Genomic DNA, 14,932 nt, shown 5'->3' with positions numbered 1-14,932 from the left:
CCAGCCAATGTGTTTTTTGCATAAAAAAATCCCCTGACAAGCAGGGGATTATATTTATGTAGAATGTATTACCACATTTTCTTATTCGTCTAAGAAACTGCGTAGCTGTTCCGAGCGGCTAGGATGACGTAATTTACGTAATGCCTTCGCCTCAATCTGACGAATACGCTCACGAGTAACGTCAAACTGCTTACCTACTTCTTCAAGTGTATGGTCGGTGTTCATATCGATACCGAAACGCATACGAAGTACTTTAGCTTCACGCGCTGTTAGCCCAGCAAGGACCTCTTGCGTTGCTCCTTTAAGACTACCGCCTGTGGCTGAATCGAGGGGCTGAATAATCGTGCTGTCCTCGATAAAATCACCAAGATGTGAATCTTCATCGTCACCGATAGGCGTTTCCATCGAAATAGGCTCTTTGGCAATTTTAAGAACCTTACGGATCTTGTCTTCAGGCATTAACATGCGCTCAGACAATTCTTCCGGTGTCGGCTCTCTACCCATCTCTTGAAGCATTTGACGCGATATGCGGTTCAACTTATTAATCGTTTCAATCATGTGCACAGGAATACGAATGGTACGAGCCTGGTCGGCGATTGAACGAGTGATGGCCTGACGAATCCACCATGTAGCATAAGTTGAAAACTTATAACCACGACGGTATTCGAACTTATCAACCGCTTTCATCAAACCAATGTTACCTTCTTGGATTAAGTCCAAGAATTGTAAACCGCGGTTTGTGTACTTCTTCGCAATTGAGATAACAAGACGTAAGTTAGCTTCAACCATCTCTTTTTTCGCACGACGGGCTTTTGCTTCACCAATCGACATACGACGGTTAATATCTTTGATATCAGCAATGACCAAACCAGTTTCTTGTTCAACCTGGTTCATTTTGCTAATGCAACGCTCGATTTCTTCTTGGTTCGTCGCTAACGCATCAGAGTAAGCCGTTTTGGCTTTAACTGCTTTGTGCAACCATGCTGTGGACGTTTCGTTGCCAGCAAATGCCTTAATAAAGTCTTTCTTAGGCATTTTGGCGTTTACTACGCAGAACTTCATGACCAAACGTTCTTGAATTCTTACTTTTTCCATCATCGCACGCATGTTTTTAACCATGCGATCGAACTGTTTAGGTACAAGACGGAATTCTTTAAACACTTCGCTTAATGCGTTTATCTGCTCGCGAGCGGCGGCGTGTGAGCGGCCTTTCTTCTCAATGACATCCCGTGCTTTGATGTATTGATCTCGTAATGCACCAAATTTGGCACGAGCAAGTTCAGGATCGACGCCTGTGTCTTCTTCTTCTTCGTCCTCATCATCGTCGTCGTCTTCATCATCGAGTTCTTCTTCAGACAATTCAGAGCCAACGTGAGTGGCTGTAGGTGCGAGGTCTTGTTCTTCATTAGGATCAACGAACCCAGAGATGATATCGCTTATGCGGATCTCTTCTGCTTCATACAAATCCCATTGGTCTAGTAGGTACGTTATTGCTTCAGGGTATTCAGCAACCGAGCATTGTACTTGGTTGATCCCGTCTTCAATACGTTTGGCGATTTCAATTTCGCCTTCACGTGTTAGTAGTTCAACGGTACCCATCTCACGCATGTACATGCGCACAGGGTCGGTCGTACGGCCAATTTCACTCTCTACCGTTGCCAATGCCTGAGCCGCTGCTTCAGCTGCGTCTTCATCAGCTGTTGCTTCTTGCATAAGAAGCTCATCCGAATCAGGTGCTGATTCAGAAACTTGAATTCCCATGTCGTTGATCATGCGGATAATATCTTCGATTTGATCAGAATCGACGATATCTTGCGGCAGGTGGTCGTTAACTTCTGCAAAGGTCAAATACCCTTGCTCTTTACCCTTTGCAATCAGGAGCTTAATCTGAGACTGCTTGCTTTGCGCCATATAACCTACACTTCTCACATTCAATTAGTTTGCAATAGAAAGACAACAATGCGCGATGCATGTTCCCTTCTTCTGTAGTACTGCTGTTGTATCAATGCCGCTTTCGCTCGATGCCACGTGACATTTTCACGGTGCACATCTGCTCGGGTTTGGTTTTGCCCGATTTTTCGGCTTTATCTTTGCTACTTATCTTGCTGCCATTTTGTTCACGTTTAGGTGTTTCTTATTCGTGCAGCGAATACGCCAGTATAGCAGAAGTACTAGTGGTTTTACCAGATTGGCGGCTGATTTTTTAGCCAGCTTCTATCAAGACAGATCATCGACCTACTGGTCAACTTTTCTGGCGTTCTTTCATAAGCAGGTTCAGTTCTTCTTTTTCCGCTTTAGTAAGCGATTGAACCCGCGAGCGAGAAATTAATGTTTCAATTCTACTGTCAAAATGCCAATCGAGGAGCCGAGCAAAACTATCGCTGTAGACTCTGCTTGCGTCCTCATCATTTACAAGGTGTTCTTGTAACAGTAACTTCGCGATAGTAGTAGAGTGGGGATGATTGCGGAAGTTTTCAACTAGCTGTGCCGTGGTGGCCGATGGATAGGCAACGCAATATGCATGAACATCTTGAAGTAAATCCATGCCTGCTGCATCACTCCCCGCAAATATACTAGGCTGCACATCATCGCAGGTTATCGCTAAAGATGGATTATCTAATAGTAAACGAATAAGCATTCTGAGCGGAGAGAGGCGTGCTTTCCCTACTTGGTGTTTATTCGCCGAATAGCCGGGGTTGCCGCCACTTCCGTTTGCTTTAGAAATGTCTTGCTGTAATTTAAACCGGTCGAACTCTCCGGTATGTTTTGCAAGTTCTTCTAATAGCATTTGTTTTTGATCTTGACCGAGCGTGCTTTCAATCAACGGCATCGCTGCCTTCTTCAGCGCTATTTTTCCTTCGGCAGTCCCAATACTATGAGTTTTCAGTAGGTTCTCAAAAAAGAACCGTGAAAGCGGCATTGCATTATCAAGTAAAGCCAGAAAGTCATCTTTACCGACTTTTCTCACCATAGTGTCAGGGTCTTCGCCGTCAGGAAGAAACAGAAAGGATAGCCTTACGCCATCTTTTAATGAAGGAAGTGCGTTTTCTAAAGCTCGCCACGCGGCTTCTCGTCCTGCGCGGTCGCCATCATAACAACATACGATATGCGGGGTCGCGCGCACTAACATTTGAATGTGTTCAGGTGTAGTGGCTGTACCAAGTGCAGCGGTCGCTATATTAATGTCAAACTGACTTAATGCGACAACGTCCATATAACCTTCTACTACCATAATATGGTCTAGTTGACGGTTTTGTTGGCGTGTATGGTAAAATCCAAAAAGCTCATGGCCTTTGTGAAAGATACGCGTTTCAGGTGAATTGAGGTATTTTGGTCCGCCATCATCAAGTACGCGTCCCCCGAACCCCACTACGCGGCCTCGTTTGTCTCGAATAGGGAACATGATGCGGTCGCGAAAAAAATCGTAGCGGCGTCCCTGATCATTTTGATTAACCAGTTTCAAGTCGATAAGCTGCTTAACACGCGCGGGATCTGTGCCGAACGCCGAAAGCACGGCGTCCCAGCTATCAGGCGCATAGCCTATCTCCCATTGCTTAACGATATCACCGCTAAGCCCTCGCTGTTTCAAATAATCTATCGCTTTCTTACTTTTGCTGTTTTGGCGAAGCTGTTGTTGAAAAAAGCGGGCAACGCTTTCCATCAGCGTGTAGTCATCTTGTTGCTGCTGCTTCTTTTCTTCGCTCATCGCAGGGCGAGCACCTTTCTCTCGCGGTACCTCTAACCCATGAAAACGCGCGAGCTCTTCAATGGCCTCTACAAACTCTAAGCGGTCGAACTCCATCATAAATGAAATGGCATTGCCATGCGCGCCACATCCGAAGCAGTGATAAAACTGTTTGTCTTGGCTAACGGTAAACGAAGGTGATTTTTCGTTGTGGAACGGGCAGCAAGCTTGGTAGTTCTTACCGGCTTTTTTGAGTTTTACTCTACTGTCGACAACGTCAACAACGTCAGTGCGAGAGAGCAAATCATCAATGAAGTCGCGAGGTATCTTTCCGGCCATAAGAAGTTCAAATAAACAAAACGAGCAACACTTTAACAGGGAAGCGAAGGAATGAGAATGGTAGGCAACATTTATCGTTGCCTACACAGTATAGTGGCGCATGAGGGTAAGAACACGCTAATTAAGCGTTAAGTCGCGCTTTTATTTTTCCGCTTAAGGCGCCCATGTCGGTTCGACCTTGAACTTTCGGTTTCAACACACCCATTACTTTACCCATATCTTGCATACCACAAGCGCCGGTTGCTTTCATAGCATCATCAATAAGGGTAGCAATTTCATCATCGCTTAGCGGTTGTGGAAGAAAGTCTTCCAACACCACAATTTCTTCTCGCTCTTTTGATGACAAGTCTTCACGGTTAGCGGCATCAAATTGCGATGCGGCATCCTGACGCTGCTTAACCATTTTAATCAATACAGCCAGTATTGCTGAATCGTCTAACGTGATTTGCTCGTCAATTTCTCGTTGCTTGATTGCTGCAAGTGCCATGCGAATGGTACCTAGACGAAGCTTGTCTTTTGCTCGCATTGCATCTTTTTGGGCAGATTTTAAGTCGTCGATTAACGCCATAATACTTTCCTAGATGGTAATGGTTGAAATTATATAGACCCAGAAACGAAAAAGGTGCTGCAAATGCAACACCTTTCAAACTCGTAGAGTAACCCTGTTTTAGTAGAGTTTTACGCGACGTGCGTTTTCACGAGCTAGCTTCTTCAGATGACGCTTCTTCGCAGCTGCTTTCTTACGCTTGCGTTCCCAAGTAGGCTTTTCGAAGAATTCACGACGACGTACTTCTGAAAGTACACCTGCTTTTTCACAAGAACGCTTAAAACGACGCAGCGCTACATCAAACGGCTCGTTTTCTCTAACTTTAACGATAGGCATTAAACACTCACCTCAAAACTTTTGCTGTGTAATTCCGGGTAAATTGTGCGCTAAAAAAGGCCACCCGGGTTAAAAATGGTGCGAAATTCTAATCATATCTACAGAAAAAGTAAAGGACGAATTGCTAAAAAATAGCCAATATAACCTAATTAACTTAATCAGCATTCCAAGAATAAGGGTTTACAGGTAAACTCTGCGCTCATTAATTGAGACCTAGCCCTGCAAAACAACAACTTTATCTTTGAATAAGAGACATCATGTATTCGCGGCGGCGAGATTTTACCTGCGATCGTCAAGGATCGCCAGTGATTAGTGCAACCAATATCAGAAACTTTGCTTAAAGGCTCTACACCATGCGTATATTAGGAATAGAAACGTCCTGTGATGAAACGGGGATCGCCGTTTACGACGATCACCTCGGATTGCTGTCTCACGAGCTTTATAGCCAGGTTAAATTGCATGCCGATTATGGTGGTGTTGTCCCCGAACTGGCCTCTCGTGATCATGTAAGAAAAATTGTTCCTCTTATTGAAAAAGCCCTTGAAGATGCAAACAGCTCACCATCAGATATTGATGGTATCGCTTTTACACGAGGACCGGGCTTAGTCGGTGCGCTATTGGTAGGGTCGTCGGTAGGGCGGTCACTCGCTTATGCGTGGGATGTACCTGCGGTGGGTGTTCACCATATGGAAGGACATTTACTTGCGCCGATGCTAGAAGACAATGCGCCAGCGTTTCCTTTTGTTGCCCTGTTAGTCTCGGGTGGACATTCTATGTTGGTTGAAGTTAAGGGTATTGGTCAGTATGAAGTGCTCGGTGAATCTATTGACGATGCCGCAGGTGAAGCCTTTGATAAAACGGCGAAACTATTGGGACTAGATTACCCCGGCGGGCCTTTGTTGGCCAAGCTAGCAGAACAAGGAGAGCCCGGTCATTATAAGTTCCCACGCCCCATGACAGACCGTCCAGGTTTAGATTTTAGTTTTAGTGGCTTAAAAACATTTGCAGCCAACACGATTAGAGCGTCTGATGGTAGCGAGCAAACGAAGGCAAATATTGCTTATGCGTTTCAAGAGGCGGTTATTGATACACTCATTATTAAGTGTAAGCGTGCGTTAAAACAGACCGGTATGAAACGTCTTGTTATTGCGGGTGGCGTAAGTGCGAACACCATGCTTAGAGAAAAAATGAAAACTCTGATGACGTCGATGCAAGGCGAGGTGTTCTATCCAAGCTTGGCGTATTGCACAGATAATGGAGCCATGATTGCCTATGCAGGTATGCAAAGGCTGAAAGCGGGTGAAACGTTAGCGCTATCTTCACAAGCAAAACCGCGCTGGCCCCTTGATTCGTTAAGTGCTATTTAAGTTTTACGACATTATTTTTCAAAACGGAGTAACAGTAAGTTATGCAGCGTCTATCTCAGCGTGTTGATTGCCAAAAAATAGGGCGCGCCTTATCAGTTTATTTTGTTATTGGGCTAGTTTTTATCTTTCTTCGCAGTGCACAGGCTGCGCATGGTGACGATGATATCGTAAACAGCCAAACCGATAAGAAACACGTCGTGCTGTTATCATTAGATGGTTTTCGACACGACTATATCGAGCTACATGATGCGAAAAATATAAAACGTATTGCAGAAGCTGGGGTTCGTGCCACGTCGATGCAGCCGGTATACCCAGCTAACACGTTTCCAAATCATATTTCGATTGTAACCGGCTTACACCCTACCAACCACGGTATTGTAAACAATGCGTTTTATGATAAAGACAGAATAAAAAAAGGTGAGTACAGTCGGTATCGTTTAGGGCTGGGAAAAGACGATAGCACCTGGATCAATGCAACGCCGCTTTGGAATCTTGTTGAATTTAACGGGGGCAAGGCAGCGACGTTTTTCTGGCCAGAGTCGGATGCGCGTATCGGTGGTGCAACCCCAACATATCATTACCACTACTCAAAATATGCTAACTACGAACAACGGGTTCAGCAAATATTAACGTGGCTCTCATTTCCCGAGGTGTCGCGTCCTACCTTTATTGCGGGTTACTTTTCGCTTATTGATACCGTAGGGCATGACGAGGGCCCGACGTCGGCTAAAACCCGTGAAGCGGTGCAAAAACTCGATAAGTTGGTGGGGGATTTTTATGATAAATTAACCGCGCTGCCTATTAATATCGACCTTATTATCGTGTCAGATCACGGCATGACCCCTGTCGATGATACACAGCTTCTTAGTGATACAGAGCTACAAATTCCTAATACTTTTATCTATGAAAACGAAGGGGCTCAAATTAGTATCTATGCCAAGCCTGGTGCCACTCTTGACGCCATTGAAGCAGAAAAAAAACGTCTCAGTGATATCGCAAACGGACGTTTTAACGTTTTAAGCGAAGCCGCGCGAGCACAAAGGCACTTTTCAGTATCTTCAAGAACCGGTGATATTGTAGTGGAAATAGCGCCCCCAGCTCGGTTTGTTTCTGGCCAACCTAGTCATGTGAGCAAAGGTGGACACGGGTATCTAAACACGCACCCAGATATGGGTGCGCTATTTGTCGCTGCGGGGCCTAGTTTTCATGAAGGTAAAGTTATCGGCGAATTCAGTAATTTAGAAATCTACCCCGCCATAGCCCAAATTCTTGGAGTAGGGGTGCTGACGCCTGTTGATTCAGAAGTAGACGTTTTGAAACACGCGTTGGTAGAGTAAAATGCTTGACGCAAACGGGCGCGGTATCGCGCTCGTCATTCTTTAGTGTTGCCTTTATCCCAAATCTTACCTTCTGCGCCATTTAGTAAACGAACGATATTATCTTTGTGACGTAAAATAATAAGTATGCTCAACATCGCCACAGGAAGCGTGTACAGCGGCTTTATTAGCCAGGTAAAAAGAGGGGCGAGTGATACGGCGATAAGCGCTCCGAGCGATGAGTAGCCCGTTAAAAAAACCACCACTATCCAACTTAAAACCAACAGCCCCGCCAAATCAAGACCAATGGGAAGCATTGCCCCAAACGCGGTGGCAACCGCTTTTCCGCCTTTAAAACCAAAATACAATGGATAAATATGACCTAAGCAAGCGGCTATTGCGATAAGACCAAGCCAGACAGGCTCTATGCTGAAGAAATAACTCGCGTAGACAGGAACCGTACCTTTTAGGATATCCATAACAAGTACAAGCAATGCAGGCACTCTGCCACCAAGGCGATATACATTGGTGGCGCCAGGGTTTTTAGAGCCAGCGGTACGGGGATCGGGAAGGCTAAATGCACGGCTTATGACTACGGCACTTGAAAGCGAGCCAAGTAAATACGCTACACATGTCATAAGCAGAATAAGGGAAACCATAAAACTTGTCGTCATCACCTTGTGTTGTGGAGCGTGTGTTTTTGCTTAGCACATTCCCCAAAATGTTTAATTGCGTTGATGTTACACCCTTTAGCAATATTATTACCTGAAATGCGTTTGTCAGGTTGCCCACGGTATCCGTAGAGCGGTATAGTTGCATAAATTCGAACGCTACGTTCAGCAACAAGCCGTAAACTACTTCATTCACTAGGGTTATTCCAGCGTTGTAATACCACGAAGCGGTTTTGAGCCAGTTGTAAGACCAGTAGTATCAATAATTTGAATAGGTTTATGGGAAAGATATTTATAACAGGGTTAGCCGTAGAAACGCTGATTGGCGTGTACGACTGGGAACGTGAACGTTTGACTGAGCTATTGCTGGACGTCACGCTTGAAGCTGACTTAGAAGCCGCTATGGTGTCTGATAACGTCGCAGATACCATTGATTACGCCAAGGTCGCTGATTGCATTACCCAAGTGGGTAAAGACAGTACATTCGAGCTTCTCGAAGCATTTGGACATCGAGTAATGGATGAAGTCCTCGCGCAATTTAACGTAACGCATATCACCGTAAAAATTGTTAAGCCTAATATTCTGCCCAATGCAAAAACTGTTGCGGTACAGTTATGTAAAGAGCGTCATTAATGGCTGCCCATCACATTTTGATTAGCGTTGGTTCTAATATCGATAGAACGTATTACACTAACCAAGCGATTAAAGCCTTAAAGGCGAGCTTTGAGCGGGTATTGTGTTCGTCGGTGTATGAAAGTGAATCTGTTGGTTTTCAAGGCAGCCCGTTTTATAACTTGGTCGTTAGTGCCCATACACATCTGGCTATTGAGGATGTATGCAAAGCGCTCAAAAAGATAGAAAGAGACAACGGCAGAAAGCATGGTGAAAAGAAGTTTTGTTCGCGCACACTTGATTTAGACTTGCTTACTTACGACCAGGTAATCACACAATCCCCAGTTATTTTACCGCGTGAAGAAATTACGTATAATGCGTTTGTATTGTGGCCTCTTGCTGAGTTGGTGCCCAATGACATTCATCCTGTAACGCGACAATCGTACAACCAGATGTGGCAAGCATTTGATAAAACCAAGCAGGCACTATGGCCTGTAGCGTTTAATTGGAATTAGGCTGTCTAATGACACTGTTTGAAATAATTATTTTAGCTATCATACAAGGGATAACCGAATTCCTTCCTATCAGTAGTTCAGGGCATTTATTATTGCCTGCCGAGTTGCTTGGGTGGGTGAATCAAGGTTTAGCATTTGATGTGGCGGTACATGTAGGTAGTTTGCTGGCGGTAATGATTTACTTCAGGTCAGATATTGCGAATATGACCGTAGATTGGATCACTAAAGGGTTTACTCGACAACAAACACAAAACAGCAAATTAGCATGGTACGTGATTGTTGCCACTATTCCTGCTGTCGTTGTGGGTTTTCTACTTAAAGGCTGGATAGAAGAAAACGCCCGGACTGCGCTTGTAATTGCTGCGACTACGCTGTTTTTTGGTGCCGTGCTTTGGTATGCAGACGCAACGGCGAAACGCACCCAACCCCTTGAGAAACTTACAATGAAGCAAGCCATATTCATTGGCTTGGCACAAGTAATGGCACTTATTCCGGGTACGTCTCGTTCGGGCATTACCATGACCGCAGGCTTAATGCTCGGGCTTACGCGAGAAAGTTGTGCACGCTTTTCTTTTCTTCTTTCTATTCCCATTATACTTGGAGCTGGCTTGTTAGCGACCTACGACTTGATTAAAGTGAATGAGGCGGTAGATTGGCGCGCGTTGTTGTATGGTGCAGCGTTCTCATTTGTAAGTGCATACCTGTGTATTTACTTATTTTTAAGTTGGATTTCTCGTATCGGTATGATGCCCTTCGTTATTTATAGAATGGTTCTCGGCGCGGTACTCTTATGGTTTGTATTTGCCTAAATGTGGCATATAAACGACGTTAAAAATGAGGAATAAAAGCAATGTCAGAGACTATTTTCACAAAGATAATTAACAAAGAAATTCCAGCGGATATTCTTTATGAAGACGAATTGGCGTTAGCGTTTAAAGATATTAATCCTCAGGCACCCGTTCACTTTTTGGTTATTCCTAAAAAGCCCATTGCGACCATTAACGATATCACCTCACAAGACAGAGAAATTGTCGGGCACTTATCTTTGGTGGCGGCGAAAATCGCACACGACTTAGGTGTGGCCGAGCAAGGCTATAGAACGGTAATGAACTGTAACGAGTTTGGTGGGCAAACGGTCTATCATATTCACTTGCATGTGTTGGCTGGTAAGCCGATGGGCTGGCCTCCCTATACTGAAAACATGAAGCAGCATGTAGAGTAACAAGTACCTCAATAGGGCATAAAAAAACAGTCAGCAATTGCTGACTGTTTTTATTTTTGCGCCGTAATACTAGCGAGCTATAAGATGCTCTATTCGAGGCCGAGCACGGCTTTACCTTGCTCGAAATGTATATCCACTGGAATATTCGCGTCTTGTAGTTTTGCTAAATCGCTTGCCAATGATGGTGGGATTACGCCCATTGTTGAAACCAACTCACTAACACTACCGTAGTCACCATCTCCCTGCATCGTCAAAATCAACTCAGATAGTGCCGCTACCGCTGCGCCCATCTTTGTCATATCAACACGATAGAAACCATCGTTCGTTTTCTCGAACGCCCCTTGCTGAGCAAAGAAATTAAAACGAATCATATTGGCTTTCCCATGTGCACTTGATGCACCAAATCGTACAGAACGAAAAATACCCGCCATAAAGGTAACGTAGTAATCCTCAAGGGTACCTTCTGAAATTTCGCCTTGTTGAAGAAGGCTCTGAATCATATAAAGCCCTAAGATATCTGCTTTGCCTTCCTCCAATGCCGAAGCATGTTCTTTTAGCGCCTCTCTTACAGTGCCTTTACCATCAAGCGTATTTTTAATGCCTAACCCATGTGCAACTTCATGAAACATGGTGTTAGCAAAAAATGCATCAAAGGTGATATGTTTCCTTTGCTCGGGCGCTATCAAAGTATCGGCGATAGGAACAAGGATATTATCGAACTTTGCTTGCATAGCATTCTTTAGCTGTAGTCTACGTGTGCCTTTTTCTAACTGAACGCGTTCGTCATTAGGAAGGTTGATTGCAATAGTCTTACTTCCAGCATTTGAATGTCCTGCGTAATAAACCACATCATAAGCGTTCAAATCGGCGTCTGACCCTGGTACTTCTGCTTTGTATCCAGAGGCAACGGGTAAGCCTTTTTGAAGTTCAGGCAGGAACTTAGCGTATTTTGCTAGGCGCTCGCTCCATGCCAAATCTTTTATAAGAACGTACGCTTCAAACGCAGCTCGGTAGCCAAAGAGTTGGTCTTCATAGGTTTCTATTGGGCCGATTACAAGCTCAATTGGGTTGGTTTTTGTGTCCATCCACGCCATGTCAGACGCAAGGTAGTCATCGGTAAGTAACGCCTTTGCACGCAAAGTAAGATAGTGTTTAAAACCTTCATCTTCTGCCAGTTCACTGGCCTGTACCAATAATTCAGACGCCTTCATCAACTCACTTTTAAAAGCTTCTGAATATGGCTGCGCATAAAGCTTGCCAGCTTCGTTACGTTTAACCATCGCGTAAAGGCTTTGCTTGCCGTCAAATGATGCGGTAGCAAACTCGGCTTTTTCCATATCGCTAGGATAAAACTCTGCACCTAACGCTTTATCGGCATAGCCACCTAAAAATGGGGTATCGCCGTTTAGTCTATCCCAAGGGCCATAGTTAATGGTGGCGAAGTGCCTGACCTTGTCATCATCTATCCCATTTAAAAATGCCGATTTGTTCCCATAAAACGCTTGTTTCCAGAAGAGATCATCCATAATTTTGGCTGCATCAATGAGCAAGCTAACCATGTCTTTTTGATTAGCACTTAAATGTGATAAATCGCTAGTTAGAGTAACGGGGTGGTAGATTGATAAGCGAGAAGTGTCAACGAGTAAGGCTGTGTCGTTAGTTGATTCGTTTGGCGTCGATTCGGTAGTCGTAGACGGTGCATTATCGCATCCACTGAGCATTAAGCACGTCGCAACAGCGACCGGCGATAAAAAATAGCGTAATTTCATGGTTAGTATTCTCGTTATTGTTTTAGTCTTATAAGTTAAAATTAGGGAAAGCGCTGCGTAAATAGAAAAATAAATTGCGCTATATCAACATCATTGCATTGCGCGTCGTTTATACTTCATACTATTAATGTATACACAATGAAGTTATTGTTTCGCTTAATATTTACTTTCATTTAAGCATAATACTAGCTATACCATAAATAGAATAAAAATTTCCGCTTTGAAACGCTGTGCTTTTGTAAAAGCTAGCGTATAGTGGAAAAAGTAATGATGATTTGCTGTTATTTTTGTTAAGCGAATACCGAGAAGTATCCGACATGGCAGTGAGTCTTAAAGCACCATCGCCTTGTCGCGATAAATAGAATATTTAAGAAGGTAGAACTATGTCTACACAGAACGCGCTTTTAACCATCTTAGTTGAGAAGATTAATAACGATACATTGGTACTGCCAACACTTCCTGCGATTGCTTTGCAAGTAAGAAAAGCGGCAGATGATCCTGATATCAACTTAAGTGATATGGGGGATGTTATTGGTAAAGATCCTTCATTAAGTGCACGCATGATTAAAATCGCGAACAGCGCTTACATGGGACGAGCCGTAAAAGTAACATCGCTTAATCAAGCAGTAACTCGAATAGGCCTTCGTCAAATTAAGAATATTTCTACCGCGCTAGCGATGGAACAACTGTTCGTGTCAAAAAATGATATGGTGGCACGTCACCTCCAACAAGAGTGGGCGCGTACGATAGACATCGTTGCTAACAGCATGGCGGTACTTCAACTTTATATTGCGCGAACTAAGAAGCGTGAAATGAGTATGGACACCATGACGCTTGCTGCATTAATGCATAATATTGGTGTGCTTCCTATTTTAACTGAAGCTGAGCGCTACCCAGATGTATTTGCTGCCCCCACATTCTTAGATGTTGCAATCGACAAGTTAGCAGGGCGCATTGGTGCGAGTATCATGCGTGAGTGGGGATTTGGTGAAGAGTTTGTGCACGTAGCCAAAAGCTGGAAAGATTTAAGTTACATTCCTGAAAGCTTAGGGTATATCGACTTTGTAAGAGTAGGTGCAGCGCTTTCTGGTGTAATGGATAGCCAAAAAGATGCGGTCATTAACCTTGCCGTTCAGCGCGGTGTGGTCGCAGATGTGAGCGAACTTCAATCTGAAGAGTTTACAGAACTTGCTGCAGCAGGAAAGCAAGTTTTTCAATAAAAACACAGCGCTACTCATTAAAGAAAAGCTGGCCGTATGCCAGCTTTTTTGTACCCACTCCTCATGTCGTTGGGGTTATGAGAACCTTTCACCTTTGCATTTATCATTAAGGCGTTTCTTTTGCGCCACCAATAACAACAAGCCCAATGCTAATCCCCATACCGCAGAGGTAATAGAAAACAGCGTGAAGCCGGATGCGCTGCATAAAAACGTAAGCAGGGCCGGTTGTTGATAGCATGGTGTTTCCAATGCGCGAGCAAGGGCATGTTGTAAGGTTGATACCAATGCAAGCCCTGCAAGTACATGGACAATGACAAGAGGCATTGATACAAAGAGGGTGACCACCACAGACGCGCACAGTCCCATGACTAAATAGCCCACCCCGGCAGCAATGGCAGCTTTGTAACGCTGCGTTTTATCGCTATCTACCTGTTCACTCATACACAGGGCCGCGGTGATGGCAGCAAGATTAAATGTAAAACCGCCAAACCCCGCCAAAAGGAATTGAACAACGCCAATTCCGGTTAATACGGGTTTATGATCTAAAAAATAGCCATGAGCGTGATGAATAGCTATTCCAGGTAAATTTTGAGATAGCATTGTGATAAGAAATAGCGGTGCGGCAAGGCCAATGGTAGCGCTTAAAGAAAACTCGGGAGTAACCCAAACCGGTGCCGGCATCATAACAGCAGTAATGACAAAATCGTTACTAAGTTGGCTAGCAACAACAAGCGACAAAATTAACAGGACGAGCATTAAGTAACGGGAAAACCATCTGCTACCAATAATATAAACAGCCAAAAACAGGGTAATAATAAAAGGGTAGGTGCCGATGTCACTAAAAATAGAAAGGCAAATAGGCATCAGGATGCCGGCAAGGAGCGCGGCGGAAATCGCGGGAGGAATGCGCTTTATTAATGACAGCAGGTGGCGACTTTGTACCGCTACAATACCCAATAGTGCGCTAGTAAAAAAGGCCCCTATTGTTTCTGGTAGCGTATATTGCTCTACGCTGCCGATAAGAAATGCGGCGCCAGGGGTAGACCACGCAGTGACAACGGGCATTTTCGTTAACCATGAATAGGCAATACACGTAATGCCCATACCTAACCCTAACGCCAAAAGCCAACTGACTACCATGGCATCAGTTGCGCCAGCGCGTTTTGCAACATCGATAACGATCACTACTGCACTGCTGTATCCCACGACAACCGCGGTTAGTCCAGACGTTATTTGGCTTAGGGTCCAAATACTCTTCATTGCTTATGGTACCTGAATAAAATAGAAATACGTCGCACATTGCGACCACGTATTGTATGTTGTGCGTTATAAC

Annotated in this window: 14 protein-coding genes; 7 read left to right on the top strand and 7 right to left on the bottom strand. The window is 44.4% G+C overall.

Annotation, left to right across the window (positions count from 1 at the left end; translation table 11 throughout):
- Positions 1 to 81 precede the first annotated feature (81 nt).
- From rpoD to rpsU, 4 genes are all read right to left on the bottom strand, one after another.
- A complete protein-coding gene (rpoD, locus tag AC27EZ_RS03140; RefSeq protein WP_487133901.1) occupies positions 82 to 1,911 on the bottom strand; it encodes an RNA polymerase sigma factor RpoD in 1,830 nt (609 codons plus the stop codon).
- 331 nt (positions 1,912 to 2,242) lie between these two features.
- Positions 2,243 to 4,024 (bottom strand): DNA primase, encoded by a 1,782-nt coding sequence (gene dnaG, locus AC27EZ_RS03135; RefSeq protein ID WP_487133900.1) that lies wholly within the window; start codon positions 4,022 to 4,024, stop codon positions 2,243 to 2,245.
- 121 nt (positions 4,025 to 4,145) lie between these two features.
- Positions 4,146 to 4,592, bottom strand: a complete 447-nt coding sequence (locus tag AC27EZ_RS03130) for a GatB/YqeY domain-containing protein (RefSeq protein ID WP_487133899.1) — start codon at positions 4,590 to 4,592, stop codon at positions 4,146 to 4,148.
- A gap of 99 nt (positions 4,593 to 4,691) precedes the next feature.
- Entirely contained in the window at positions 4,692 to 4,907 is a 216-nt protein-coding gene (gene rpsU / locus AC27EZ_RS03125; RefSeq protein ID WP_012517258.1) for a 30S ribosomal protein S21, read from the bottom strand.
- A 353-nt stretch (positions 4,908 to 5,260) separates the two neighbouring features.
- On the opposite strand from rpsU, the gene tsaD reads away from it, so the two are divergent.
- Both tsaD and AC27EZ_RS03115 read left to right on the top strand, forming a co-directional pair.
- On the top strand, positions 5,261 to 6,274 hold the full coding sequence (gene tsaD / locus AC27EZ_RS03120; protein WP_487133898.1) for a tRNA (adenosine(37)-N6)-threonylcarbamoyltransferase complex transferase subunit TsaD: 1,014 nt from the start codon (positions 5,261 to 5,263) through the stop codon (positions 6,272 to 6,274).
- Between the two features lie 41 nt (positions 6,275 to 6,315).
- On the top strand, positions 6,316 to 7,611 hold the full coding sequence (locus AC27EZ_RS03115; protein ID WP_487133897.1) for an alkaline phosphatase family protein: 1,296 nt from the start codon (positions 6,316 to 6,318) through the stop codon (positions 7,609 to 7,611).
- 35 nt (positions 7,612 to 7,646) lie between these two features.
- Here AC27EZ_RS03115 and plsY read toward each other — a convergent pair whose 3' ends face one another.
- Positions 7,647 to 8,249: a glycerol-3-phosphate 1-O-acyltransferase PlsY gene (gene plsY, locus AC27EZ_RS03110; protein ID WP_487134004.1), complete on the bottom strand. Its 603-nt coding sequence runs from the start codon at positions 8,247 to 8,249 to the stop codon at positions 7,647 to 7,649.
- A gap of 291 nt (positions 8,250 to 8,540) precedes the next feature.
- Here plsY and folB point away from each other — a divergent pair, with 291 nt between their 5' ends.
- The 4 genes from folB to AC27EZ_RS03090 are packed head-to-tail and all read left to right on the top strand — an operon-like array spanning position 8,541 to position 10,610.
- On the top strand, positions 8,541 to 8,894 hold the full coding sequence (gene folB, locus AC27EZ_RS03105) for a dihydroneopterin aldolase (RefSeq protein ID WP_487133896.1): 354 nt from the start codon (positions 8,541 to 8,543) through the stop codon (positions 8,892 to 8,894).
- Positions 8,894 to 9,388: a 2-amino-4-hydroxy-6-hydroxymethyldihydropteridine diphosphokinase gene (gene folK / locus AC27EZ_RS03100; protein ID WP_487133895.1), complete on the top strand. Its 495-nt coding sequence runs from the start codon at positions 8,894 to 8,896 to the stop codon at positions 9,386 to 9,388. Before folB ends, folK begins: the two co-directional genes overlap by 1 nt.
- A gap of 8 nt (positions 9,389 to 9,396) precedes the next feature.
- Positions 9,397 to 10,197, top strand: a complete 801-nt coding sequence (locus AC27EZ_RS03095) for an undecaprenyl-diphosphate phosphatase (RefSeq protein ID WP_487133894.1) — start codon at positions 9,397 to 9,399, stop codon at positions 10,195 to 10,197.
- A 41-nt stretch (positions 10,198 to 10,238) separates the two neighbouring features.
- Positions 10,239 to 10,610 (top strand): histidine triad nucleotide-binding protein, encoded by a 372-nt coding sequence (locus AC27EZ_RS03090; protein WP_487133893.1) that lies wholly within the window; start codon positions 10,239 to 10,241, stop codon positions 10,608 to 10,610.
- A gap of 89 nt (positions 10,611 to 10,699) precedes the next feature.
- Here the strand turns inward: AC27EZ_RS03090 and AC27EZ_RS03085 are convergent, their stop codons facing one another.
- Complete coding sequence (locus AC27EZ_RS03085; protein ID WP_487133892.1) at positions 10,700 to 12,379, bottom strand: dipeptidyl-peptidase 3 family protein; 1,680 nt, start codon at positions 12,377 to 12,379, stop codon at positions 10,700 to 10,702.
- A 383-nt stretch (positions 12,380 to 12,762) separates the two neighbouring features.
- Here AC27EZ_RS03085 and AC27EZ_RS03080 point away from each other — a divergent pair, with 383 nt between their 5' ends.
- Positions 12,763 to 13,599 (top strand): HDOD domain-containing protein, encoded by an 837-nt coding sequence (locus AC27EZ_RS03080; RefSeq protein ID WP_487133891.1) that lies wholly within the window; start codon positions 12,763 to 12,765, stop codon positions 13,597 to 13,599.
- Positions 13,600 to 13,674: 75 nt separating this feature from the next.
- Here AC27EZ_RS03080 and AC27EZ_RS03075 read toward each other — a convergent pair whose 3' ends face one another.
- Positions 13,675 to 14,859: a benzoate/H(+) symporter BenE family transporter gene (locus tag AC27EZ_RS03075; RefSeq protein WP_487133890.1), complete on the bottom strand. Its 1,185-nt coding sequence runs from the start codon at positions 14,857 to 14,859 to the stop codon at positions 13,675 to 13,677.
- Between the last annotated feature and the right edge of the window lie 73 nt (positions 14,860 to 14,932).

This window comes from Alteromonas sp. 4NH20-0056, from assembly GCF_057539655.1.
This window is presented reverse-complemented; position numbering and strand designations above follow the sequence as displayed.